The sequence below is a fragment of the Bradyrhizobium sp. NBAIM14 genome (assembly GCF_020193895.1).
GTDB classification, from domain to species: Bacteria; Pseudomonadota; Alphaproteobacteria; order Rhizobiales; family Xanthobacteraceae; genus Bradyrhizobium; species Bradyrhizobium yuanmingense.
The window spans coordinates 163,849-185,775 of record NZ_JADYVQ010000007.1 but is presented as its reverse complement, the minus strand read 5'-3'; the positions used below and the strand labels follow the sequence as shown (position 1 = coordinate 185,775).

26 protein-coding genes are annotated in these 21,927 nt (G+C 65.6%); 19 read left to right on the top strand and 7 right to left on the bottom strand.

Annotated elements, in window-relative coordinates:
• Window position 1 precedes the first annotated feature (1 nt).
• Window positions 2–889 (top strand): phosphonate ABC transporter, permease protein PhnE, encoded by an 888-nt coding sequence (gene phnE, locus I6F28_RS19605; protein WP_225127160.1) that lies wholly within the window; start codon window positions 2–4, stop codon window positions 887–889.
• Window positions 886–1,740, top strand: coding sequence for a phosphonate ABC transporter, permease protein PhnE (gene phnE, locus I6F28_RS19600; RefSeq protein WP_225140551.1), 855 nt, complete (start codon window positions 886–888; stop codon window positions 1,738–1,740). The genes phnE (I6F28_RS19605) and phnE (I6F28_RS19600) overlap by 4 nt, the downstream gene beginning before the upstream one ends.
• Window positions 1,741–1,876: 136 nt before the next feature.
• Here the strand turns inward: phnE (I6F28_RS19600) and phnF are convergent, their stop codons facing one another.
• Entirely contained in the window at window positions 1,877–2,608 is a 732-nt protein-coding gene (phnF, locus tag I6F28_RS19595; protein WP_109145402.1) for a phosphonate metabolism transcriptional regulator PhnF, read from the bottom strand.
• 119 nt (window positions 2,609–2,727) lie between these two features.
• On the opposite strand from phnF, the gene phnG reads away from it, so the two are divergent.
• The 9 genes from phnG to I6F28_RS19550 are packed head-to-tail and all read left to right on the top strand — an operon-like array spanning window position 2,728 to window position 9,711.
• Window positions 2,728–3,192: a phosphonate C-P lyase system protein PhnG gene (gene phnG / locus I6F28_RS19590; RefSeq protein WP_225113388.1), complete on the top strand. Its 465-nt coding sequence runs from the start codon at window positions 2,728–2,730 to the stop codon at window positions 3,190–3,192.
• 4 nt (window positions 3,193–3,196) lie between these two features.
• Complete coding sequence (phnH, locus tag I6F28_RS19585; RefSeq protein ID WP_225140550.1) at window positions 3,197–3,805, top strand: phosphonate C-P lyase system protein PhnH; 609 nt, start codon at window positions 3,197–3,199, stop codon at window positions 3,803–3,805.
• A 4-nt stretch (window positions 3,806–3,809) separates the two neighbouring features.
• Entirely contained in the window at window positions 3,810–4,913 is a 1,104-nt protein-coding gene (locus I6F28_RS19580; RefSeq protein ID WP_225140549.1) for a carbon-phosphorus lyase complex subunit, read from the top strand.
• Window positions 4,910–5,806, top strand: coding sequence for an alpha-D-ribose 1-methylphosphonate 5-phosphate C-P-lyase PhnJ (locus I6F28_RS19575; RefSeq protein ID WP_225140548.1), 897 nt, complete (start codon window positions 4,910–4,912; stop codon window positions 5,804–5,806). Before I6F28_RS19580 ends, I6F28_RS19575 begins: the two co-directional genes overlap by 4 nt.
• A complete protein-coding gene (gene phnK / locus I6F28_RS19570; RefSeq protein ID WP_036014398.1) occupies window positions 5,799–6,596 on the top strand; it encodes a phosphonate C-P lyase system protein PhnK in 798 nt (265 codons plus the stop codon). Before I6F28_RS19575 ends, phnK begins: the two co-directional genes overlap by 8 nt.
• A 22-nt stretch (window positions 6,597–6,618) precedes the next feature.
• Window positions 6,619–7,317, top strand: coding sequence for a phosphonate C-P lyase system protein PhnL (gene phnL, locus I6F28_RS19565; protein WP_193760573.1), 699 nt, complete (start codon window positions 6,619–6,621; stop codon window positions 7,315–7,317).
• Window positions 7,318–7,329: 12 nt separating this feature from the next.
• Window positions 7,330–8,478 (top strand): alpha-D-ribose 1-methylphosphonate 5-triphosphate diphosphatase, encoded by a 1,149-nt coding sequence (locus I6F28_RS19560; RefSeq protein WP_225140547.1) that lies wholly within the window; start codon window positions 7,330–7,332, stop codon window positions 8,476–8,478.
• The gene (gene phnN, locus I6F28_RS19555) at window positions 8,475–9,071 is read left to right on the top strand and encodes a phosphonate metabolism protein/1,5-bisphosphokinase (PRPP-forming) PhnN (RefSeq protein ID WP_225140546.1); all 597 of its coding nucleotides are present in this window, start codon (window positions 8,475–8,477) and stop codon (window positions 9,069–9,071) included. The genes I6F28_RS19560 and phnN overlap by 4 nt, the downstream gene beginning before the upstream one ends.
• A 28-nt stretch (window positions 9,072–9,099) precedes the next feature.
• The gene (locus tag I6F28_RS19550; protein WP_225140545.1) at window positions 9,100–9,711 is read left to right on the top strand and encodes a pyridoxamine 5'-phosphate oxidase family protein; all 612 of its coding nucleotides are present in this window, start codon (window positions 9,100–9,102) and stop codon (window positions 9,709–9,711) included.
• Between the two features lie 184 nt (window positions 9,712–9,895).
• Here the strand turns inward: I6F28_RS19550 and I6F28_RS19545 are convergent, their stop codons facing one another.
• On the bottom strand, window positions 9,896–10,627 hold the full coding sequence (locus I6F28_RS19545; RefSeq protein ID WP_109145989.1) for an SDR family NAD(P)-dependent oxidoreductase: 732 nt from the start codon (window positions 10,625–10,627) through the stop codon (window positions 9,896–9,898).
• A gap of 392 nt (window positions 10,628–11,019) precedes the next feature.
• Between I6F28_RS19545 and I6F28_RS19540 the strand changes: the two genes are divergently transcribed.
• Entirely contained in the window at window positions 11,020–11,241 is a 222-nt protein-coding gene (locus I6F28_RS19540) for a hypothetical protein (protein WP_109145393.1), read from the top strand.
• Between the two features lie 22 nt (window positions 11,242–11,263).
• Window positions 11,264–12,217 carry an aliphatic sulfonate ABC transporter substrate-binding protein gene (locus tag I6F28_RS19535; RefSeq protein ID WP_225140544.1) on the top strand — a complete coding sequence of 318 codons (954 nt, stop codon included), beginning with the start codon at window positions 11,264–11,266 and terminating at the stop codon, window positions 12,215–12,217.
• A 14-nt stretch (window positions 12,218–12,231) separates the two neighbouring features.
• On the opposite strand, the gene I6F28_RS19530 is transcribed toward I6F28_RS19535, so the two are convergent.
• The 4 genes from I6F28_RS19530 to I6F28_RS19515 all read right to left on the bottom strand — a co-directional run bounded on the left by I6F28_RS19530 (window position 12,232) and on the right by I6F28_RS19515 (window position 16,024).
• Window positions 12,232–12,735, bottom strand: coding sequence for a DUF6496 domain-containing protein (locus I6F28_RS19530; RefSeq protein ID WP_225140543.1), 504 nt, complete (start codon window positions 12,733–12,735; stop codon window positions 12,232–12,234).
• Between the two features lie 127 nt (window positions 12,736–12,862).
• Entirely contained in the window at window positions 12,863–13,645 is a 783-nt protein-coding gene (locus I6F28_RS19525; protein ID WP_225140542.1) for an alpha/beta fold hydrolase, read from the bottom strand.
• A 4-nt stretch (window positions 13,646–13,649) separates the two neighbouring features.
• Window positions 13,650–14,945, bottom strand: a complete 1,296-nt coding sequence (locus I6F28_RS19520) for an O-acetylhomoserine aminocarboxypropyltransferase (RefSeq protein WP_036014390.1) — start codon at window positions 14,943–14,945, stop codon at window positions 13,650–13,652.
• A gap of 278 nt (window positions 14,946–15,223) precedes the next feature.
• Window positions 15,224–16,024 (bottom strand): IclR family transcriptional regulator, encoded by an 801-nt coding sequence (locus tag I6F28_RS19515; RefSeq protein WP_036026964.1) that lies wholly within the window; start codon window positions 16,022–16,024, stop codon window positions 15,224–15,226.
• A gap of 129 nt (window positions 16,025–16,153) precedes the next feature.
• Between I6F28_RS19515 and I6F28_RS19510 the strand changes: the two genes are divergently transcribed.
• The 6 genes from I6F28_RS19510 to I6F28_RS19485 are packed head-to-tail and all read left to right on the top strand — an operon-like array spanning window position 16,154 to window position 20,769.
• Window positions 16,154–17,119 (top strand): Bug family tripartite tricarboxylate transporter substrate binding protein, encoded by a 966-nt coding sequence (locus I6F28_RS19510; RefSeq protein WP_036014388.1) that lies wholly within the window; start codon window positions 16,154–16,156, stop codon window positions 17,117–17,119.
• A 3-nt stretch (window positions 17,120–17,122) separates the two neighbouring features.
• Window positions 17,123–17,740 carry a flavin reductase family protein gene (locus tag I6F28_RS19505; RefSeq protein ID WP_036026965.1) on the top strand — a complete coding sequence of 206 codons (618 nt, stop codon included), beginning with the start codon at window positions 17,123–17,125 and terminating at the stop codon, window positions 17,738–17,740.
• Between the two features lie 52 nt (window positions 17,741–17,792).
• Complete coding sequence (locus I6F28_RS19500) at window positions 17,793–18,653, top strand: fumarylacetoacetate hydrolase family protein (protein WP_036026966.1); 861 nt, start codon at window positions 17,793–17,795, stop codon at window positions 18,651–18,653.
• Window positions 18,654–18,656: 3 nt separating this feature from the next.
• The gene (hpaH, locus tag I6F28_RS19495; RefSeq protein WP_225140541.1) at window positions 18,657–19,460 is read left to right on the top strand and encodes a 2-oxo-hept-4-ene-1,7-dioate hydratase; all 804 of its coding nucleotides are present in this window, start codon (window positions 18,657–18,659) and stop codon (window positions 19,458–19,460) included.
• A gap of 25 nt (window positions 19,461–19,485) precedes the next feature.
• Window positions 19,486–19,881 (top strand): RidA family protein, encoded by a 396-nt coding sequence (locus I6F28_RS19490; RefSeq protein ID WP_225140540.1) that lies wholly within the window; start codon window positions 19,486–19,488, stop codon window positions 19,879–19,881.
• Window positions 19,882–19,893: 12 nt separating this feature from the next.
• Window positions 19,894–20,769 (top strand): amidohydrolase family protein, encoded by an 876-nt coding sequence (locus tag I6F28_RS19485; protein ID WP_225140539.1) that lies wholly within the window; start codon window positions 19,894–19,896, stop codon window positions 20,767–20,769.
• Between the two features lie 48 nt (window positions 20,770–20,817).
• Here the strand turns inward: I6F28_RS19485 and I6F28_RS19480 are convergent, their stop codons facing one another.
• Window positions 20,818–21,825 (bottom strand): LLM class flavin-dependent oxidoreductase, encoded by a 1,008-nt coding sequence (locus tag I6F28_RS19480; RefSeq protein WP_225140538.1) that lies wholly within the window; start codon window positions 21,823–21,825, stop codon window positions 20,818–20,820.
• Window positions 21,826–21,927 lie beyond the last annotated feature (102 nt).

The following is a 21,927-nucleotide window of genomic DNA, read 5'->3' as shown; positions in this document are numbered from 1 at the left end:
CATGCGAACAGCAGTTCCCGAATTTCCGGAAGCCAGGCTGCGTGAGCTTGGCGATCGCTATGCGGCCGCAATTGCCGCCAAGCGCCGCCGCGTATGGCTCGGTGCCGCCGTCCTGATCGCCGTTGCCATTGCCGCGGGCTGGATGGGCGAGGTCAGTCTCGGAAATTTTGTCGAGAATTTCTGGCGCTTCCCGGCCTATTTCCTCAGCATCGCACCCAAATTTTCGTTCGCGACCGCATGGAGCGATTTGGCGGAGTGGCTGTGGGGATTGCCGCGCTGGGCACGGCTTCTCGGGGATACGTTGCTGATAGCCTATATGGGCACCCTCTCGGGTGCGCTGTGCGGTTTTGCGCTTTGCTTCCTCGCCTCGGCCAATCTCGTGAAATCAGGAACGACTGTTTTCGTCACCCGGCGCGTTCTGGAGTTTTTCAGGACCGTGCCGGAGATCGTGTTTGCCCTGATCTTCGTGCTGGCCTTTGGTCTCGGGCCGCTGCCGGGCGTTCTGGCGATTGCAATCCATACCGCCGGAGCGTTGGGCAAGCAATTCGCCGAGGTTGTCGAGAACATCGACAGCAAGCCGGTCGAAGGGGTGGCGGCAAGCGGGGGCAGCTGGGTTCAGGTTGTTCGGTTCGGCGCGTTGCCTCAGGTCCTCTCGAACTTCGTGAGCTATGCCTTGCTCAGGTTCGAGATCAACGTGCGTGGCGCGGCCGTGATGGGCTTCGTCGGCGCCGGCGGGATCGGCCAGGATCTGATCGAGGCGGTTCGCAAGTTCTACTTCACCGACGTCAGCGCCATCCTGCTGCTCATCGTCCTTACCGTCATGTTGATCGACTTCCTGACGGAACGGTTGCGACACCGCCTGCTCGGGCTGGAGGGAAGCACCCGATGAGCTCCTTCAGTTTTGAAAACCGGGCCGGCATTGCCCATCGGTATCCCGACGTCTTCCGGACCGATTGGTGGCAGCGGGGAAGGATCGCAATACTCGTCGGCGGGACGGTCGGGCTGTTCCTGTTCGGGATCGTCCAGCTCGATATTCCCTTTAATCGGCTCTCCCTGGGCATGGTCAGGCTGGGCGAATTCGTCCAGCTCATGTTGCCGCCCAACCCGGGTTCTTGGGCGGAGGTTCTGAAATATCTGCATGCGCTCGGAGAGACGGTGTCGATCGCGTTTCTCGGCACCCTGGGCGGCGCGCTGCTCGCGCTGCCGGTATCCCTGCTGGCGGCGCGCAACGTGGTTGCAAACCGGATCATCCGCCTATTGACGCGTCGTGGCCTCGATACCATCCGTGGAGTCGACACTTTGATCTGGGCACTGATCTGGGTCGGCGTCGTGGGGCTGGGGCCGTTTGCCGGCATCCTGGCCGTGATCTGCAGCGATTTCGGAACGTTCGGCAAGCTGTTCTCGGAAGCGATCGAGGTCGCCGAGAAGAACCCCGCGGAAGGCGTTCGGTCATCGGGCGGCAACCATCTCCACAGCGTCCGCTTCGGATTGCTGCCGCAGGTGTTCCCGGTCTTGCTGAGCCAGGTGCTCTACTATTTCGAGTCGAATACGCGATCGGCGACGATCATCGGAATCGTTGGCGCTGGCGGCATTGGCCTTCAGCTTGCCGAACAGATCCGGGTGCTGGAATGGCAGAAGGTATCGTTTCTGATCCTGCTGATCCTGGTAACTGTATCGTCGATCGACTGGATTTCCGGCAAGCTGCGCTTCGCGATCATCGGCAAGCGGACGGTCGCCTAACGTCGTGCTGCAGTCTTATCCGTTCCGATTGGATCGGAACGGAGCTCTGATTTTTGTTCTGACGCGTTTTCTCGACGCAAATCGTTTCCACCCCGGATCAAGTCCGAGGGCAGGCTTCGCTGGAAAACGCTCTGATCTAAGCGTTCTCCACCAAAAACTCCACCCGCTCTGCCGCAAAGCGCGAGTGCTTCGTCACCAGCGGCTTGCCCGTGAGATCGTGGTCGGTGGCGTCGACCACCAGGATCGGCCGCCCCAGCGCCAGGTCGAGCCGTGCGGCGTCGCTCGCGTCGACAATCCCCGCGGTGATTCTCGTTGCGCCACGGCGATAATCGCGGACGCCGAAATGCTCCAGCAGCTTCGTCATCGAGCGCGTTGCCGCGAACACGGCGCCTGCATCCGGGAACAGGTCAGCCGAGAGCCAGGTGGTGGAAACACAGATCGGGGTGCGGTCGGCGAGGCGAATCGCCTCGATCCGCACCAGCGGCGCGCCGGTCTTCAATCCCAGCTCTCGTGCGAGCTCGCGCGTCGCAACGTCATCGGTCGCCTCGATCAGCCGGCCATGCGGTTCGCGGCCATCGGCGCCGACGATCTCGGAGAAGCGCGTGCGCGAGCGCAAGGGATAAGCGAGCTTTTGCGCCTCGACATAGGTTCCGCTGCCGCGCTCGGCGCGCACCAGGCCGCGCTCGGCGAGGGCTGCCAACGCGCGCCGCACGGTGTGGCGGTTGACGCGATAGGTTTCGGCGATCTCCATCTCGCCCGGCAATTTGTCGCCGGCCGCAAAGCGGCCGTCGGCGATGCCGCGCTCGATGCCATCGGCCACGAGGCGCCATAGCGCGACGCCCGAGGAGGCTGTGTCCTGCATGCTCATGTCGCGGGAAACCCTACTCCAGAAATCACAGCATTGTCACGAAACAGTCATGGCGCGTCCGTATGAAGTTGTCTATTATCATAGACAACTTCGGTGCGGCAAGTTCTGTAGAAGGTTCGATGGACCAAGTGACCCAGCACAACGACCAGCAAGCCCAGCGCAAGGCCGCAATGGCGGTGCTGGCGCACGCGGAGGCGGGCGAGATCGCCGCTCGCCTCCGCAACTTGGCCCTCCCGGACCATCAGGATCTGCGCACGCCCGAGAACGGCCTCGTCATGCTGCGCGGCCGGGTCGGCGGCGACGGCGCGCCGTTCAATCTCGGCGAAGCGACGGTGTCGCGCGCCGCGGTGCGGCTTGCGAGCGGCGAGGTCGGGTTCGGCTACACGCTCGGCCGCGACGGTGAGAAGGCGCGGCTGATCGCGCTGTGCGATGCGCTGGTGCAGTCCCGCGATTTCGGCGGAGCGGTGGAGCGCGACGTTATCGCGCCGTTGCGCGAGCAGCTTATGGTCAGGCGCAAGCAGGCGGCGGCAGCGGCCGCCGCGACGAAGGTTGATTTCTACACCATGGTGCGCGGTGAGGGGTGAGATCATGACCACGATTGCGGAGCTGCCGCCCGGTTTCGCCGACAAGGTGCTGTCGGCGCAATCGACCTTTCGCTCGGTCATGGACGCCATGGCGCGGCCGGGCTCGGTCCAGCGCATCGTTCCGATGGCGGGCGCGCCTGATACGATGATGCGAGGCACCGCCGCGATCGCGCTGACGCTGTTCGACCACGACACGCCGCTCTGGCTCGACGCACGGATGGCGGAAAGCGCGGACGTGACGAAGTGGCTGAAGTTCCACACCGGCGCGCCGGTCGTGCAGGATTCGTCGATCGCTTCCTTCGCGCTCATCAGTGACGGCGGCGCCTTGCCTGCGCTCGAGCGCTTCGCGTTCGGCACCAGCGAGTATCCGGACCGTTCGACCACGGTGGTCATCCAGGTCGACAGCCTCGCCGCCGGGCGCAGCTTCGAACTGCGCGGCCCCGGCATTGACGGTGTCGCCACGCTGCAGGCGTCGATCAAGCCTTTCGACCTGTTCGAGCGCCTGCATATCAACGAGGCGCTGTTTCCGCGCGGCATCGATGTGGTGCTGGTCGCCGATGACGCTGTGGTCGCGATCCCCCGCACAACGCGAATCGTGAGCAAGGGAAGCTAGAAGCATGTATGTCGCAGTCAAAGGCGGCGAACGCGCCATCGAGAACGCCCATCGCCTGCTCGCGCATAAGCGGCGCGGCGACCAGAGCGTTGCGGAAATCACGCTCGACCAGATCTCGGAGCAGCTCGGCCTGGCCGTCGATCGCGTCATGAGCGAAGGCTCGCTCTATGACCGCGAGCTCGCGTCGCTTGCGATCAAGCAGGCGCGCGGCGATTTGATCGAGGCGATCTTCCTGGTTCGCGCCTTCCGCGCCACGCTGCCGCGCTTCGGTGCCAGCGAGCCCGTCGACACCGGCACCATGCGGGTGCAGCGGCGGGTGTCGGCGACCTTCAAGGACATTCCCGGCGGCCAGATCCTGGGGCCGACCTTCGACTACACGCACCGCCTGCTCGATCCATCGCTCGCCCAAGGTTTTGTGCCGGAGAGGCCGGCTGCGGCCGAAGCCTCCACCGCGCCGACGCCGCGCGTGACAGACATTCTCGGCCGCGACGGGCTGATCGAAGCATCGCCGGAAGCCGAGGACGGCGCCAGCGTCGGCGATCTCACCCGCGAGCCGCTGAATTTCCCCGCGGACCGTGATTTGCGCCTGCAAAACCTCGCGCGTGGTGACGAAGGCTTTCTGCTCGCGATGGGCTATTCCACCCAGCGCGGCTACGGCCGCAACCATCCCTTCGTCGGCGAGATCCGTTTCGGCGAGGTCGAGGTCGAATTTGTCGCGGAAGATGTCGGCTTTGCCGTGCCGCTCGGGGCGATCGAGCTGACCGAGTGCCAGATGGTCAACCAGTTCAAGGGCTCCGCGACCGAGGCGCCGTGCTTCACCCGCGGCTATGGCCTCGCCTTCGGCCAGAGCGAGCGCAAAACCATGTCGATGGCGCTGGTCGATCGCGCGCTGCGCGCCCGTGAGCTCGGCGAGGAGGCGCTGGCCCCGGCGCAGGACGAGGAGTTCGTGATGTCGCATTCGGACAATGTCCAGGCGACCGGCTTCGTCGAGCACCTAAAGCTGCCGCACTATGTCGACTTCCAGTCCGAGCTCGGCCTGCTCCGAAAGTTGCGGCAAGAGTTTGCCGATGCCAATGCGCCCGATGCCATGAAGGAGGCCGCGGAATGAACGCGCCCGCCTACAACTTCGCCTATCTCGACGAGCAGACCAAGCGCATGATCCGCCGCGCGATCCTCAAGGCGATCGCCATCCCCGGCTATCAGGTGCCGTTCGCCAGTCGCGAAATGCCGATGCCGTATGGCTGGGGCACCGGCGGCGTGCAGGTCACCGCCGCGATCCTTGGGCCTCAGGACGTGCTGAAGGTGATCGACCAGGGCTCGGACGACACCACCAACGCGATCTCGATCCGCAAATTCTTCGCCAAGACCGCGGGCGTTGCGACCACGACGGCGACGGACGAGGCAACCGTGATCCAGACCCGTCACCGCATCCCCGAGACGGTGCTGAACGAGAACCAGGTGCTGGTCTATCAGGTGCCGATCCCCGAGCCGTTGCGCTTCCTCGAGCCGCGCGAGACCGAGACGCGGCGCATGCACGCGCTAGCCGAATACGGCCTGATGCATGTGAAGCTCTACGAGGACATCGCCCGTTTCGGCCACATCGCCACCGCCTATGCCTATCCGGTCAAGGTCAACGCGCGCTACGTGATGGACCCGTCGCCGACGCCGAAGTTCGACAATCCCAAGATGGACAATTCCCCGGCGCTGCAATTGTTCGGCGCCGGCCGCGAGAAGCGCATCTACGCCATCCCGCCCTACACCCAGGTGGTGTCGCTCGATTTCGAGGATCACCCGTTCGAGCCCTACCGCTTCAACGCGCCCTGCGCGCTCTGTGGCGCGGAGAATTCCTATCTCGACGAGATCGTGACCGACGACAAGGGCGGGCGCATGTTCGTCTGCTCGGATACCGATTATTGCGAGGGCCGCCAGGCCGCCGGCCATCACGGCAGCCTCAGTGCCGCGCCGTACAAGGATAAGGCGCAGGAGGCCGCGAATGGCTGATCAGAATCTGGTCGAGAACGACGAGCCGCTGCTGGTCGCAAAATCCCTCAGCAAGTCGTTCGGCCGCATCAATGCCTGTCGCGACGTGTCGTTCTCGCTCTATCCCGGCGAGGTGCTGGCGATCGTCGGCGAATCCGGCTCGGGCAAGTCGACGCTGCTGCAAATGCTGTCGGGCCAGCTCGCGCCGAGTGCAGGCCATGTGTCCTATCGGATGCGTGATGGCGTCACCCGCGATCTCACGACGCTCGGCGAGGCCGAGCGCCGCTTCCTGTTCCGCACCGATTGGGGCTTTGTGCATCAAGACCCCGCGCAGGGCCTGCGCATGGCGGTCTCTGCCGGCGCCAATGTCGGCGAGCGGCTGATGGCGGTGGGGTGGAATCACTACGGCCGAATCCGTGAGACCGCGTCGGATTGGCTGACGCGCGTCGAGATCGACGTCGCGCGCATCGACGATGCGCCGCGCACCTATTCCGGCGGCATGCGCCAGCGCCTCCAGATCGCCCGCAACCTCGTTACCGAGCCGCGGCTCGTGTTCATGGACGAGCCGACCGGCGGCCTTGACGTATCGGTGCAGGCGCGCCTGCTCGATCTCTTGCGCAGCCTCGTCGCCGAGCTGAACCTCGCCGTCATCATCGTCACCCACGATCTCGCGGTGGCGCGCCTCTTGTCGCACCGCGTGATGGTGATGAAAGGCGGCCGCGTCATCGAGACCGGTCTCACGGACCAGGTGCTCGACGACCCGCGCGAGCCCTATACCCAGCTCCTCGTCTCCTCGATCCTGCCGCCATGAACTTTACGATATGAGCTTTCCAATGACCGCCATGATCGACATCACTGACGCCGGCAAGACCTTTACGATGCACCTGCAGGGCGGCATCGAGCTGCCTGTCGTGCGTGGCGTGACCTTCCAGGTCAATCCAGGCGAGTGCGTCGTGCTGTCGGGGCCGTCGGGCGCCGGCAAGTCGTCCATCCTGAAGATGATCTTCGGCAATTATCGCTGCGATAGCGGCTGCATCGGCATCCGCCATCGCGGCAAAGTGGTCGATCTTGCCACCGCCGAGCCACGCCAGGTGCTCAACATCCGCCGCTCCACCATCGGCTATGTCAGCCAGTTCCTGCGCGCGGTGCCGCGCGTCGCCACCATCGACGTCGTCGCGGAGCCGCTGATCGCGAATGGCATGAGCCGGACTGAGGCACAGGCGCGCGCCGGCGAGCTGCTGCATCGTCTCAACATCCCCGAGCGGCTCTGGCAGCTTCCCCCCGCGACCTTCTCCGGCGGCGAGCAGCAGCGCGTGAACATCGCCCGTGGCTTCATCTCGGAGCTGCCGATCCTGCTGCTGGACGAGCCGACCGCCTCGCTCGATGCGGCCAATCGCGCCGTGGTGGTCGAGCTGGTCGCTGAAAAGAAACGTCAGGGCGTCGCCATGGTCGCCATTGTCCATGACGACGAAATCCGTCATTTGATTGCCGACCGCATCGTCGACGTCACCGGCTTTGCCGCCGCGGCCTGAAGGAATGGGGAAATGAAGAAGGAATCCGTGATCGCCAACGCCAGGATCGTGCTGGCTGACCGGGTGATCGAACAGGGCTGGCTCGCGCTTGCCGACGGCCGCATTGCGGAGATCGGCGAGGGGAGGGCGCCCGCGGGTGCCGAGGATGCCGGCGGCGATCTGATCATGCCCGGCCTGATCGAACTCCACACCGACCATCTCGAGGCGCATTACGTACCGCGGCCAAAAGTGTTCTGGAATCCTGTCGCCGCCGTCATCTCCTATGACGGCCAGCTCGCGACCTCGGGCATCACCACCGTGTTGGATTCGCTCCGGGTCTGGCGCGAGGACGGCGCCGAGGAGGTCGATGGCCGCGCCGGCGTGCTCGCCGCCGCGATCACCACCGCGCGCGAGGCCAACCTGCTGCGCGCCGATCACTTCCTGCATCTGCGCTGCGAGATCCCGATGCCAAGCGTGGTCGAGGAGGCCAAGGAGCTGATCGACCGTCCCGACGTCAAGCTGATGTCGCTGATGGACCACACGCCGGGCCAGCGCCAGTTTCGCGACGAGGTCAAGCTGCGCGACTATTATCGCGGCAAGGGCGGCGGCAAGACCGATGCCGAGCTCGACGAGCTGTTCGCAAAGCGGTTCGAATATCAAAGGCTCTATGCCGCGGCCAACATGCGCGAGATCGTAGCGCTGGCGCATCAGTACAACATTCCGCTAGCGAGCCACGACGACACCACCGAGGAGAACGTCGCGGACGCCGTGCGCGACCGCGTCTCCGTCGCGGAATTCCCGACCACGCTGGAGGCCGCGCGCGGCCTGCACCAGGCCGGCATCGACATCCTGATGGGCGCGCCGAACGTGGTGCGCGGCGGCTCGCACTCCGGCAACATCGCCGCGGTCGATCTCGCCCGCGAGGGCCTGCTCGACATCCTGTCGTCGGACTACATCCCGTCGAGCCTTTTGATGGCCGCGTTGCAATTGCCCGAGCATGTGCCCGCGATCAGCCTTCCGGCCGCGGTCCGCACCGTGACGAAAGCGCCCGCCGAAGCGGTCGGCCTCACCGACCGCGGCGAGGTCGCGACCGGCAAGCGCGCCGATCTGATCCGCGTCCATGTCGCAGGCCACGTTCCCGTGGTCCGCAGCGTCTGGCGCGAAGGACACCGCGTCGCATGAGCGAGATGGCGGCCACGGGCGAAGGCGAGACGGGTGCGATCGGCCCCGGCCGGCTCGTGCTCGTGGTCGGCCCCAGCGGCGCCGGCAAGGATACCTTGCTGCGGCTGGCCCAGGCGGCTTGCAGCGACGATCCCGACATCGTCTTCCCGCGCCGCATCGTGACGCGTGCGTCCTCGGCCGATGAAGACAATATCGCAGTCAGTCCCGACGAATTCCGCCGCGCGTGCGAGCACGGCGACTTTGCCGTGCACTGGGAGGCGCATGGGCATTCCTATGCACTGCCGCTCGAGATCAGCGACGACGTCCGCGCGGGCCGCACCATCGTTGCCAACGTCTCACGCACCGTGATCGCTGCCTTGCGCCGCGCCTATGCCAACGTCGTGGTGGTCGCGATCACGGCGCCGCCGGACGTATTGGCGCAGCGGCTTGCCGCGCGCGCCCGGACAAGCGATGGCAACATCGCCGAGCGGCTGTCGCGCAGCGTCGATGACGCCTCGGCACACGCCGATGTCACCATCCTCAATGCCGGAAGCGCCGACTATCACAGCCGCCAGCTCGTGCGCGTGATCAGGAATCAAGGCTGGCAAGATTAGTTGCGGGCAATAACACGGAGAGAGTGGAATGACGGTGATTGAAACGGTCGAGCAGCTGGAGGCCATCTACGGCGTCACGAACGATGCCTCGACCGTCAAAGTTGCCGACCACGTCACCCCGCTCTACCGCATCTTCATCGAGAAGGCGCCGTTCGCCGCGCTCGCCACCATCGGGCCCGAAGGCATCGACTGCTCGCCGCGCGGCGATCTGCCCGGCTTTGTCCGCATCCACGACCCCAAGACGCTGATGCTGCCCGACCGCCGCGGCAACAACCGGGTCGATTCCTTGCGCAATATCGTGCGCGACCCGCGCGTGTCGCTGATGTTCCTGATCCCCGGCTCGGGCAATGCGGTGCGGGCCAACGGCCGCGCGCATCTGTCGATCGATCCGGAGCTGCTGGCCTCGTTCAAGGTCGAGGGCAAGGCGCCGCGCAGCGTCATGGTGATGAACGTTGACGAAATCTACTTCCAGTGCGCCCGCGCCATCGTTCGCTCCGACCTCTGGAATCCCGACAAGCGCGTCAATCCGAAGACGCTGCCGACACCGGGGCAGATTCTTGCGGAGATGAGCGACAACAAAGTCGGCGGCGCGGAATACGACCGCATCTGGCCCGAGCGCGCCGCCGCGACGATGTGGTGAGTTCTTTCTTCCCCTCTCCCCTTGTGGGAGAGGGTGGATCGCCGCGTCAGCGGCGAGACGGGCGAGGGGTATCTTTCCTCACAATGAGAGTAGTGTGCGGCGAGAACCCCTCATCCGGCGCTTCGCGCCACCTTCTCCCACAAGGGGAGAAGGAAGAGGGAGCCTGCTATGAATGACAGTGCCCTCAATTAAACGCCATCCCGCCGCTCAGCGCGATGGTCTGTCCGGTCATGTAGGCATTGTCGATCAGTAGCATCACGGCCTTGGCTACTTCATCCGCCGTGCCGAAGCGGCCGAGCGGGATGCGGCCGACGAGTGCGGGCTGGCCGCTCATCATGTCGGTCTCGATCAGCGACGGCGCCACCGCGTTGACGGTGATACCCTCCTTTACGAGCCGCGCCGCATAGCCGCGCGTCAGGCCCTCCATGCCGGCCTTGGACGCATTGTAGTGCGGCCCGATCGAGCCGGCACCGCGCGCTGCACCCGAGGAGATGTTGACGATGCGGCCCCATGTCCGCGCGCGCATCGATGGCAGCACGGCCTGCGTGCACAGGAAGGCGGATTTCAGATTGACCAGGATGGTGCGATCGAAATCGTCCTCGGTGAGATCGTCGACGCCGCGCGTGATGGCGATACCGGCATTGTTGACCAGGATGTCGATCGGCCCGAGCCCGGCGGTGACGCGCTCGACCATATCGGCCACGGCCTCGCGCTGCGAGACATCGGCGGCGACCACGATGGCGCGGCCGCCCTGCTTGCCGATCTCGCCTGCGAGTTGTTCAGCCTGGCCAATTCTCTCGCGGCAATTGATCGCCACTGCCGCGCCTGAGTCGGCCAGCGCGCGACAGACGGCCGCGCCAATTCCGCGCGAGCCGCCGGTGACGAGCGCCGTGCGCCCCCTCAAAGCATCCGCCATGCCTGGAACCTCCCAAATCAAGGGCCTTGTGATGCGTCGAGCGTAGCATGCCTGCCTTTCGCGCGCGTTGAACTCATCGCGAGATGAATCCGTCTGTCAATGCTTGCGGTGGGAGAAGCGCCCGAGCGCGCGCGCCCCAAATATGGATAGCCATTTCATTGACCAATCGTGCCGATCGCTTGATATTCGAGCCATCGAAACTGCTCCTCGAGCCTGAAGCCGCACGATGAAAACCGATCACCAGCGCAATCAGAACGACATGCATGCGTGCATGACGCGGCGCTGTTTCTCGGCGGCAACGGGCGCCTGTTGTTGTTGCTGACCGTCTCCTAGCAGCACCTCACATCGAAATCCCAAGACAGGAACGCCGAATTTCCGGCGGACGAGCAGTCATGTCCCAGCCCCAGTCGAACGCTTACATCATCGAGATCCAGGATCGCGCCGCCGGCATCATCACGCGCGACGAGCGTGGCTTCCGCTTCTTCTCCTCCGAGCGCCTGTTCGACAGCCTCGAAGGCCGCCAGTTCCGTTCGGCCCGTGAGGCCGAGCGTGCCGCCCGTGCCGTCTTCTCCGCGCGGAGCGGGCGCGCAAGCTCGCAACTCTTCCCCAACTGATCCCACCGAAAGGACCCGCGTCATGATCACCCGACGACACATTCTGGCAACGACGCTCCTGCTTGCAACCGCCCTTGCTGCACCCGCTCACGCCGAGGACAAGCCGGCCGAAATCCGCATCGGCACGCAGAAGGGCGGCTTCTTCCCGGCGGTGCGCCAGCGCCAGACGCTCGAGAACGCCTTCAAGCCGCTCGGCATCGAGATCAAGTGGGTCGACTTCCAGTTCGGTCCGCCGCTGCTGGAGGCCATCAATGTCGGCAGCGTCGATTTCGGTTATGTCGGCGACTCCCCGCCGATCTTCGCGCAGGCCGGCGGCGCCAAGATCCGCTACGCCGCCGCGGTGAAATCGGAAGGCAACACCCAGGCGATCATCGTGCCGAAGGACTCGGCCATCAAGACGCTGGCCGATCTCAAGGGCAAGCGCGTCGCCTTCGGCAAGGGATCGAGCGCGCATAATCTATTGGTTGCCACGCTCGAAAAGGCCGGCCTGTCCTGGTCCGACATCACGCCGGCGCCGCTCGCGCCCGCCGATGCGACCGCCGCCTTCGTCAAGGGCTCGGTCGATGCCTGGTCGATCTGGGATCCCTATCTCGCGCTCGCCGAGCTGAAGGAAAAGGCGCGGGTCATCGCTTTCGACAAGGACGTGCACAAGCCGAATGCGTTCTACATCGCCAACACGGATTTCGTTGATAAATACCCTTCGCTGGTGGCGAAGCTCAACACCACCTTCGCCTCTGAAGGCGTCTGGGCCAACGAGCACCACGAGGACGTCGCCAAAGCCCAGGCGGACGCGACCGGCGTCGACATCGAGGCCGTCAGGCGCTTCGTGGGTCGCTCAAACTTCCGCGTGGTGCCGCTGGATGCCGAGATCATCGCAAGCCAGCAGGCGGTCGCCGACCGTTTTGCAAGGCTCGGCCTGATCCCGAAGCCCGTCAGCGTCTCCGACATCGTCTGGAAATGGAATCCAGGCTCCTGAACCGGCGCAACTGATCAACTCCGGCGGCGCGCGCGGGTGCGTGCCGCCTTCTTGCCGGCGGCGGAGCGGACCTTGGCACCCTTGGTGTGGCTTGCCTTGCGCGCGGCGGCTGAACGGGATGCTGCGGGTCGGCGGCTTGCGGCTTCTTTGGCCTGTTTCGACAGCGCACTGCGCGACGCGGTCGAGCGCGGTTCCTTCTTGAGAACACGCTCGACAGCGCGCGATACTTTCGGCCTCCGCTTCGACGTGCGCTTGCCCTGGCCGACCTCATAGGCATATTTGGCGCTGCGGCGCGTCGCCTTCTTGGTGCGCCCTTTGCGCGGCGGCGGCAGATCGACACCGGCGCGACGCGCTTCGGAGAGGCCGATCGCGATGGCCTGCTTGGTCGAGCGTGCGCCGTGCTTGCCTTTCCGGATCCTGTCGATCTCGTCCTTGACGAATTCGCCGGCCTGCGTGCTGGCCGACTTGCCGGCGCGCTTGTCTTGCCTGGCTTTGCGAATGACTTCCTGTCTCGGCATGGTCCAGTTCCCTTCTTGAGTGAGAGGGATGTCTGACCGCAACGCGCAAGACGGAAGATTGATCCGCCTAAAGCATGATCCGGAAAAGTGCGAAGCGGTTTTCCGGAAAGATCATGCGTAGACAACTTTAGTTCCTCAGCGCCGCCAGCAGCTCGTCCGGCCGCTCGGCCATGATCATGTGGCCGGCGCCGGGCACCACGACGGTCTTTGCATGCGGGATCGCCGTGGCGAGCGCCTTGCCGGCCTTCGCCGGCGTCATCATGTCCCGCTCGCCGAGGATGAGCGTCGTCGGCACCTTCACGGTCGCCGCAGCGGCAAGCGCATTCGTATAGGAGTTGCAGGCCGACAGATCCCTGAACAGCACGCCCGGCTCGCATGCCCTGAGCACCGCCTGCGCGCCGCCATGCATCCACAGGCCCGGCGCCAGGCTGCCGCCGAGCTCCGCGTTGAAGCCGAGGCCCCAGATCGAGACCATGTCGTTGGCATCCTGCGAGTTGGCTTCGGCGGCTTTCAACAGATCCGGACCCACCGTCATGGTCGCGGCGGTGCCGATCAGGCTCAGCGCTGACACCTTGTCGGGATGTCGCGCGGCGGTCTCCAGCGAGATCAGCGAGCCCATGGAGTGACCGATCAGATGCGCCTTTGCGGCGCCCGCCGCATCGAGCAGCGCCGCCGTCCAGTCGGCCATCTCGGCGATGCTGCCGAGCGAAGGCCCAGTAGAGCGGCCGTGGCCGGGCAGGTCGGGCGCCAGCACGGCAAAGCCGTGATGGGCGAACCAGCGCGTATGCAATGCCCAGGTCGAATGGTCGAAGCCGGCGCCGTGGATGAAGACGACCGCGGGCAGGGACTTGTCGAAGTCGCGGCCACCGGTTGCGACAAACACATCGGTGCCGTTGACGGAGAGCTTCATGGTGTCAGGCCTTTTGCGAGATGCGCAGCGCTTGGTTGAGGTCGTCGATGATGTCGCTTGCGGTCTCGATGCCGACCGAGAGCCGCACCAGCTCTTCGCCGATGCCGGCCGCCTTGAGCTGCTCGGCGTCCATCTGCTGATGCGTGGTCGAGGCCGGATGGATCACCAGCGTCTTGGCGTCGCCGACATTGGCGAGATGGCTGATCATGCGTAAGCTCTCGATGAACTTGCGTCCGGCAGGCCGGCCGCCCTTGATGCCGAAGGAGACGATCGAGCCGGCACCGCGCGGCAGCAGCGTCTTGGCAAGCTGGTAGTCCGTATGATCCTCGAGCGACGGGTGCAGCACCCAGTCCACGGCCTTGTTGGACTTCAGCGCCTCCAGCACCAGATGCGTGTTCTGCATATGCCGGTCCATGCGCACGCCGAGCGTCTCGACGCCCTGGAGCAGCTGGAACGCGTTGGTCGGCGACAGGCAGGCGCCGAAATCGCGCAGGCCTTCGGTGCGGGCGCGCATGATGAAGGCGGCGGTGCCGAACTGCTCGTCGAAGACGATGCCGTGATAGCCGCCATAGGGCTCGGTCAGCACGCCGAACTTGCCGGAGGAGCGCCAGTCGAAGCGGCCGCCGTCGACGATGGCGCCGCCGATCGCGATGCCGTGGCCGCCGATCCATTTGGTCGCCGAATGCATCACGATGTCGGCGCCGAGCTCGATCGGACGGCTGAGATAGGGCGTGGCGAAGGTGTTGTCGATCAGAAGCGGAATCTTGGCCTCATGCGCGATCGCCGCAACCTTCGGGATGTCGAGCACCTCGAGGCCGGGGTTGCCGATGGTCTCGCCGATCACGAGCTTCGTGTTCGGTTTGATCGCCGCGCGGAATGCGTCGAGATCGCGTGGTTTCACAAACGTCGTGGTGATGCCGAAGCGGGGCAGCGTGTGCGCCAACAAATTGATGGTGCCGCCATAGAGCGAGCTCGACGCCACGATGTGGTCGCCGGCATTGAGCAGCGTGGCGATGGCGAGGTGCAGCGCCGCCTGGCCGCTCGCCGTGCAGATCGCGCCGACTCCGCCTTCCAGCGCCGCAAGCCGCTCCTCCAGCACGCCGGTGGTCGGATTGGAGATGCGCGTATAGATGTGGCCGGCGCGCTCCAGATTGAACAGCGCGGCGGCGTGATCGGAATCCTGGAACACGTAGGACGTGGTCTGGTAGATCGGCACCGCCCGGGCGCCGGTCGTGGGATCCGGATGCTGGCCCGCATGCAGGCTCAGGGTCTCGAAGGCAGGCGGTTTCGGCGCGGGCATGCGTGGCCTCGTTGATCGGTCGGCGATGGCGGCCGTTGTGCCACAAAACGGAGCGGTACGTCAGCCCATTGACAGCGCTGGGTTTGAAGCGAGCTCCAGCCGCGCCGGCGGTGCGCTCCCTCGCCCCGTTCTTACGGGGAGAGGGTTGGGGTGAGGGGCTCTCTCCACGAAGATGGTGGCAGCTGGACTCGCGGAGGCTCCCCCTCACCCGGAATTTGCTGCGCAAATTCCGGCCTCTCCCCGCAAGCGGGGAGAGGCGAAGAGGCGCCGTCCGCGCTTCACCCCCCGATCGCCTGCTCGATCATCCGCGCCTCCCGCAGCAGGATCTCCGCGACCTCCTGCTCGCGCCTTGGCCCGAGCCTCGTGCGAACGGCGGAGACCGTCATCGCTGCAGCCGGTTGCCCGTCCGGCGTCTTGATCCAGGTCGAGATCGATTTCGTCCCCTGCACCAGTCCGATCTCTCTCATGCCATATCCCAGCCGCCTGGCGGCGGTGACCTCGCCGAGCACGGTCGCGACGTCGGTCCGGTAGGCCTCGAACCGCTTCTCGTTCGCCGCGACGATCTTTCGCGCCTCCTGCGCCGGCATTGCGGCGAGAATGGCAACGCCGGCGCTGGAGACGCCGAGCGGCCGGCGTGCGCCGACCTCGATCGACAGCACCTGGATCGGGTAGACGCCGATCCGGCGATCGACGCAGAGCGTGTCGTTGCCGGTGCGCACCGTCAGGAACAGCGTGTCGCCGATCGCGGCGGACGCGCGCTGCAGCGACGGATTTGCGGCGACCAAGAGCCGCGATGGCCGCGGACGCGCCAGCGCCAGTTCCGGTACCTGGTTGCCGATCGCGTAGCGGCCGCTCCGGCCGTGCCGCTCGACGATGCCTTCCTCGATCAGCACGTGGACGATGCGATGCACGGTGGGGCGGGTGAGCCCGGTCGTGCGGACCACCTCTGCCAATGGCACACCGTCCTCGCGCCCTGCGGCCAGGATGCGCAGCACCGCGAGCGCGCGCCGGATCGCCTGCGCGCCATGTCGCGGCTCCACGGCGCTGCGGGTGGATTTCGTTGCGCGTCGTTTGTCCATAATATGGACAAGAACGCCACAATTCGCTCGACAGGGCAAGCGCGCATCTGGAGATTGCGCTTCGATCGGGATGCCATGCACGAAAGTCTGCGCCCGATATGGAATTGGAAGCGCCGCCGGGAGGTTAACATGAGATTAATCTGGATTGCCATCGCTGCAGCAGCCGCAATGTTGGCGGGACCCGCCTCCGGCCAGCAATGGCCGGCGCGCAACGTCAAGCTGATCGTGCCCTATCCCGCCGGCGGCAATGTCGACAGCGCCGCGCGCATCGTCGCCGACAAGCTCCAGGAGAAGCTCGGCCAACCCTTCGTCATCGAGAACAAGGCCGGCGCCGGCGGCATGATCGCGGGCGAAGCCTTCGCCAAGTCGGCGCCCGACGGCTACACGCTGTTCGTCGGCGCCAACGGCCCGGTGCTGTTCGCGACCGAGATCAACAAGCGCGACGCCTATAATTGGAAGAAGGACTTTCTCCCGATCTCGACGATCTCGATGACGCCGCTGGTGCTCGAGGTTCATCCCTCGGTGCAGGCGACCACGCTCAAGGAGTTTCTCGACCTCGCCAAGCGCGAGCCCGGCAAGCTGACCATGGCCTCGCCCGGTCCCGGCACCACCAACCATCTGCTCAGCGAGCTGATGCAGTCGAATCTCGGCCTGCAATGGGTCACGGCGCATTACCGCGGCAATGCGCCGGCCATCAACGATCTCCTGGGCGGTCAGGTGCAGTTCGCCTTCGACCAGCTCACGGTCAGCCTCCAGCACATCAAGGCCGGCCTGTTCCGCGCGCTCGCCGTCACCTCACCGCATCGATTGAAGTCGCTGCCCGACGTGCCGACCTTCGCCGAGCTCGGCTACAAGGACTTCGACGGCCAGACCTTCACCGGCCTGTTCGCGCCCGCTGGCACGCCTGCGCCCATCGTCGAGAAGCTGCACGAGACGCTGGTCGCGATTCTCAAAGACCCCGCCGTGGTCGACAAGTTCGAAAAGCTCGGCGGCGAAGCCACGCCGATGACGCCGGCCGAATTCAGGGCCTATCTCGAGCGCGAGGACGCCAAGTGGATTCCGGTGGTGCGCAAGGCCAATATCAGGGCGGACTGATCGATGCGGATCGATCCGACCGAGCTCGGCGCCGAGCGCATCTACCGCCTGATGACCGGTATCGTGGTGCCGCGCCCGATCGCCTGGGTGACGAGCTTGTCAGCTACGGGCGTGCTCAATCTCGCTCCGTTCAGCGCCTTCACCTTCGTCTCGCAGAAGCCGCCGATGCTCGCCATCAGCGTGGGCCGCAAGGGCGCCGACTACAAGGACACCGCGCACAACATCCTCGATACCGAGGAATATGTGATCCACATCGCGGATACGCCGCTGATGAATGCGGTGCACGACAGCTCCGTCGAGCATCCGCCTGAAATCAGCGAGGTCGAGCATCTCGGCCTGGAGACGCTCGCGAGCGAGCGCATCAAGGTGCCGCGGCTTGCCGCCGCGCCGGTCGCGATGGAGTGCCGATTCCGGCAGTGCCTCGAATTCGGTGACGCCAAGAGCCGGCTCATCGTCGGCGAGGTCGTGCTGTTCCATTTGCGCGACGGTCTCGTCAACGACGGTAAGGTCGAGACCAGGGCGCTCGACCCGATCGCGCGCATCGGCGGGCCGCGCTACGCCCGCCTCGGCGAGATCGTGACGCTGGGCAGCGTGTTCCAGACTCCCAAGTCGAAAGACTGAGCGTGCGGGCCTCATCGCCGGCCGCCGCCCCAAGATCATCGGAGGACATACAATGCGACTGCTGAGCTATCTGCTGGACGGCGAGGCGCGCTACGGCGCGGCCGTGGACGGCGGCGTGGTCGATCTGACCAGGCGCATCGGCCGCGACTATTCGGACGTCAAGGCGCTGATCGCGGCCAACGCACTCGCCGAAGCGCAGGAGGCCGTCGCGGGGCAAAAGCCGGACCATGCGCTGGACAAGCTCGTCCTGTTGCCGCCGGTGCTGGCGCCGGAGAAGCTCTGGTGCATCGGCGTCAATTACGCCGAGCGCAATGCGGAGTATAAAGACAATTCCGACCTGCCCAAATATCCCAGCCTGTTCGTGCGCAGCATGTCCTCGATGACGGGCTCCGGCCAGCCGATCGAGAAGCCGAAGGTTTCGGACCAGCTCGACTATGAAGGCGAGCTCGTCATCGTGGTCGGGCAGGGCGGCCGCCACATTCCGCGCGAAAAAGCGTGGTCGCACATCTTCGGCATGACACTGTGCAACGAGGGCACGATCCGCGATTGGCTGCGCCACGGCAAGTTCAACGTCACGCAGGGCAAGAATTTTGATCGCTCCGGCAGCATCGGCCCGTGGATCGTGACGTCTGACGAGCTCGATCCGCGCGGGCCTCACGACATCACTACGCGCGTCAACGGCGAGGTGCGGCAGCAGGACACGACGGAACGGCTGATGTTCCCGTTCGATTTCCTGATTTCCTATCTCTCGACCTTCGCGACCCTCAAGCCTGGCGACATGATCGTGACGGGCACACCGACCGGCGCGGGCGCCCGGTTCGATCCGCCACGCTGGCTCAGGGACGGCGACGTCGTCGAGGTCGAGTCCAGCCGCATCGGCGTGCTGCGCAACACCGTGGCGGCGGAGCAGTAAACGATGCTGGACATTGCCACGATCGAACGCCTCGCCGCGCGCCTCGACGAAGCCGAGCGCACCAAGACGCTGATCCCGATGTTCACGAAAGAATATCCGGAGTTCAGCATCGAGGATGCCTACGCGGTCCAGCGCGCCTGGACCAAGCTTCAGCTCGGCCGCGGCCGCATCATCAAGGGCCACAAGATCGGCCTGACCTCGAAGGCGATGCAGAACGCGGTCGGCATCAACGAGCCCGATTACGGCGTGCTGTTCGCCGACATGTTTTACCCCGATGCCACGCCTGTTCCGTTCGACCGCTTCCACGCGCCGCGCATCGAGGTCGAGCTCGCCTTCGTGCTGAAGGCGCCGCTGCGCGGGCCCGATTGCACCATTTTCGACGTGCTCAACGCCACCGACTACGTCACGCCTGCGCTGGAGATCCTGGAGACGCGCATGCACCGCGTCGACCCCGAGACGGGCAGGACCCGCAAGGTGATGGACACGATCTCGGACAACGCGGCCAATGCCGCGCTGGTGCTCGGCGGCCGGCCGATCCGCCCGATGGATGCGGACCTGCGCTGGATCGGCGCCTTGCTGTTCCGCAACGGCGAGGTCGAGGAGACCGGGCTTGCCGCTGGCGTGCTCAATCACCCCGCCAACGGCATCGCCTGGCTCGCCAACCGCCTCTCACCGCATGACGAGCATCTCAAAGCCGGCGAGGTCGTGCTGGCGGGATCGTTCACGCGGCCCGTCGACATCCGCCGCGGAGACACTTTCCATGCCGACTACGGCGCCTTCGGCTCGGTGTCGTGCCAATTCGTCTGAAGCAATAACGAGCAGGGAGCGCACCATGAGTGGTCAAACGCGGCGCAGGAGCGTCCACATCGGCGGCTTCAAGCACGTCAACCCGATTCCGAACGCCTGCCGCATCGGTAATCTCGTGATGTCGGGCGTCATCCTCGGCCGCGATCCCGCGACCAATGCGATGCCCGAAAGCCTGGATGCCCAATGCGCCAACATGTTCGCGCATATGAAGGCGACGGTGGAGGCAGCTGGCGGCTCGACCTCCGACATCATCAAGATGACGGTGTGGCTGAAGGACCGCGGCAACCGCGGCCCTCTCAATGTCGAGTGGCTGAAGATGTTTCCGGACGAGCATTCGCGCCCCGCGCGCCACGCGCTGCCGATGGACAACATGGATGGCGGCGCGCTGGTGCAGTGCGACTTCACCGCCGTGATCGACTGAAGGAGCGCTCGCATGCCGACCTATCTGCCGTTCGACCCCAACCCGCGCCGCCCAAGCAAGGCGCCGCCGCCGAAGACCATCGACAGCCAGTTTCACGTGCTGGGTCCGATCGAGAAATATCCTGAGCGTCCCGGCGCCGCCTATCGGATGCCGACCGCGACCTGGGAAGCGGCGCTGCGCATGCACAAGACGCTCGGCATCGAGCGCGGCATCATCGTGCAGACCACGACCTACGGCGCCGACCACGCCGTCGTGCTCGACGGCCTTGCCGCGATGGGCCCGAACTATCGCGGCTGCGCCAATGCGCTGGTGTTCGCGGAAGCGAACGATGCCTATCTCGCCAAGCTGCACGACGCAGGGGTGCGCGGCGCGCGCTTCAGCTTCCGCCAGGAGCTCGGCGCCGTGTTGTCGGATGCCGATTTCGCCCGTGCCATCGCCCGCATCCGCGAGCTCGGCTGGTACGTCAAGATCCAGCCGGAGAAGGACGGCATCGTCTCGAGCGTCGCCAAATACGAGAACCTCGACGTGCCCGTGCTGATCGACCACATGGCGCGGCCTGACCCCGAGGCCGGCAGGAACGATCCGAATCTGCGCAAGATGCTGGAGCTGCTCGCCAAGGGCAATTTCTGGGTCATGCTCTCGCTCGGCGAGAAAACCTCGAAGACCGGCGCGCCTTACGACGACGTGATCCCGATCGCGCGCGCCTATATCGAGGCCGCTCCCGATCGCTGCGTCTGGGCCAGCGACTGGCCGCATCCGGTCTCGGTGAAGCAGCCGCCGAACGATGCCGATCTGTTAGAGCTGATGTACCGTTACGCGCCCGACCAGGCGGAGCTGGAGAAGATCCTGGTGCACAATCCGGCCAAGCTGTTCGGCTTTGCGGATTAGGGCATGAGAGGATTGGGCTGAGCAGCTCGCTCGGGGCGCGATTGCGCCTCACCCCACCGGCTGCTTCGCGAGCCTATCCCGCACCTCCGCGGCGATCTCGAACGAGCGCAGCCGTGCCGTGTGGTCGTAGATCTGCCCCGTCGTCATCAATTCGTCCGCGCCGGTTTCAGTGATCAGCGCCTTCAGCTTCGCTTCGACCACATCGGGCGACCCGACCGCTGAGCACGACAGCGCTTGCGCAACGCCGGCCTTCTCGGCCGGCGACCACAACGCGTCCATGTCCTCCACCGGCGGCGGCAGCGGCCCCGGCGTGCCGCGGCGCAGGTTGATGAATTGCTGCTGCAGCGAGGAGAACATCCGCTGTGCCTCTTCATCGCTGTCGGCCGCGAACACGTTGACGCCGATCATCGCATAGGGCTTGTCGAGCTGCGCCGAGGGCTCGAAGCGCGCCCGATATTCGCGCAGCGCCGGCATCATCATCTGCGGCGCGAAATGCGAGGCGAACGCGAAGGGCAGGCCGAGCATTGCCGCCAGCTGCGCGCCAAAGGTGCTCGATCCCAAGATCCACTGCGGTACCTTGGTCCCCATGCCGGGCACGGCGCGGATCGCCTGGTTCGGCTGCACGTCGCCGAGCAGCGCCTGCAGCTCCAGCACGTCATGCGGAAAGTTCTCGGACGTGGTGGCGAGGTCGCGCCGCAGCGCCCGCGCGGTGAACTGGTCGGTGCCCGGCGCCCGGCCGAGCCCGAGATCGATCCGCCCGGGATAGAGCGATTCCAGCGTGCCGAACTGCTCGGCGATGACGAGCGGCGAGTGGTTCGGCAGCATGATCCCGCCGGAGCCGACGCGGATCGTTTTCGTTCCGCCCGCGATGTGGCCGATCACTACCGACGTCGCCGCGCTCGCGATGCCCGTCATGTTGTGATGCTCGGCCAGCCAGAACCGCTTGAAGCCCCACGTCTCGGCATGCCGGGCCAGATCGAGCGAATTGCGGAACGCCTGCGACGCGTCGCCGCCCTGGCAGATGGGGGCGAGGTCGAGCACGGAGAAGGGGATCATGGGAGGGCTGCCGGTGTGGAGGGGCCGCGTGACGGTGCGCGCTTGCAGGACACACATGTAGTGGCAGCGCGCAGAATAGGTAGAGCACTTGCGGGCCCCTCT

Coding starts and splice junctions, on each gene's coding strand:
- phnE (WP_225127160.1), top strand. CDS start 2: ATGCGAACAGCAGTTCCCGAATTTCCGGAAGCCAGGCTGCGTGAGCTT.
- phnE (WP_225140551.1), top strand. CDS start 886: ATGAGCTCCTTCAGTTTTGAAAACCGGGCCGGCATTGCCCATCGGTAT.
- phnF (WP_109145402.1), bottom strand. CDS start 2,608: ATGAGCATGCAGGACACAGCCTCCTCGGGCGTCGCGCTATGGCGCCTC.
- phnG (WP_225113388.1), top strand. CDS start 2,728: ATGGACCAAGTGACCCAGCACAACGACCAGCAAGCCCAGCGCAAGGCC.
- phnH (WP_225140550.1), top strand. CDS start 3,197: ATGACCACGATTGCGGAGCTGCCGCCCGGTTTCGCCGACAAGGTGCTG.
- I6F28_RS19580 (WP_225140549.1), top strand. CDS start 3,810: ATGTATGTCGCAGTCAAAGGCGGCGAACGCGCCATCGAGAACGCCCAT.
- I6F28_RS19575 (WP_225140548.1), top strand. CDS start 4,910: ATGAACGCGCCCGCCTACAACTTCGCCTATCTCGACGAGCAGACCAAG.
- phnK (WP_036014398.1), top strand. CDS start 5,799: ATGGCTGATCAGAATCTGGTCGAGAACGACGAGCCGCTGCTGGTCGCA.
- phnL (WP_193760573.1), top strand. CDS start 6,619: ATGACCGCCATGATCGACATCACTGACGCCGGCAAGACCTTTACGATG.
- I6F28_RS19560 (WP_225140547.1), top strand. CDS start 7,330: ATGAAGAAGGAATCCGTGATCGCCAACGCCAGGATCGTGCTGGCTGAC.
- phnN (WP_225140546.1), top strand. CDS start 8,475: ATGAGCGAGATGGCGGCCACGGGCGAAGGCGAGACGGGTGCGATCGGC.
- I6F28_RS19550 (WP_225140545.1), top strand. CDS start 9,100: ATGACGGTGATTGAAACGGTCGAGCAGCTGGAGGCCATCTACGGCGTC.
- I6F28_RS19545 (WP_109145989.1), bottom strand. CDS start 10,627: ATGGCGGATGCTTTGAGGGGGCGCACGGCGCTCGTCACCGGCGGCTCG.
- I6F28_RS19540 (WP_109145393.1), top strand. CDS start 11,020: ATGTCCCAGCCCCAGTCGAACGCTTACATCATCGAGATCCAGGATCGC.
- I6F28_RS19535 (WP_225140544.1), top strand. CDS start 11,264: ATGATCACCCGACGACACATTCTGGCAACGACGCTCCTGCTTGCAACC.
- I6F28_RS19530 (WP_225140543.1), bottom strand. CDS start 12,735: ATGCCGAGACAGGAAGTCATTCGCAAAGCCAGGCAAGACAAGCGCGCC.
- I6F28_RS19525 (WP_225140542.1), bottom strand. CDS start 13,645: ATGAAGCTCTCCGTCAACGGCACCGATGTGTTTGTCGCAACCGGTGGC.
- I6F28_RS19520 (WP_036014390.1), bottom strand. CDS start 14,945: ATGCCCGCGCCGAAACCGCCTGCCTTCGAGACCCTGAGCCTGCATGCG.
- I6F28_RS19515 (WP_036026964.1), bottom strand. CDS start 16,024: ATGGACAAACGACGCGCAACGAAATCCACCCGCAGCGCCGTGGAGCCG.
- I6F28_RS19510 (WP_036014388.1), top strand. CDS start 16,154: ATGAGATTAATCTGGATTGCCATCGCTGCAGCAGCCGCAATGTTGGCG.
- I6F28_RS19505 (WP_036026965.1), top strand. CDS start 17,123: ATGCGGATCGATCCGACCGAGCTCGGCGCCGAGCGCATCTACCGCCTG.
- I6F28_RS19500 (WP_036026966.1), top strand. CDS start 17,793: ATGCGACTGCTGAGCTATCTGCTGGACGGCGAGGCGCGCTACGGCGCG.
- hpaH (WP_225140541.1), top strand. CDS start 18,657: ATGCTGGACATTGCCACGATCGAACGCCTCGCCGCGCGCCTCGACGAA.
- I6F28_RS19490 (WP_225140540.1), top strand. CDS start 19,486: ATGAGTGGTCAAACGCGGCGCAGGAGCGTCCACATCGGCGGCTTCAAG.
- I6F28_RS19485 (WP_225140539.1), top strand. CDS start 19,894: ATGCCGACCTATCTGCCGTTCGACCCCAACCCGCGCCGCCCAAGCAAG.
- I6F28_RS19480 (WP_225140538.1), bottom strand. CDS start 21,825: ATGATCCCCTTCTCCGTGCTCGACCTCGCCCCCATCTGCCAGGGCGGC.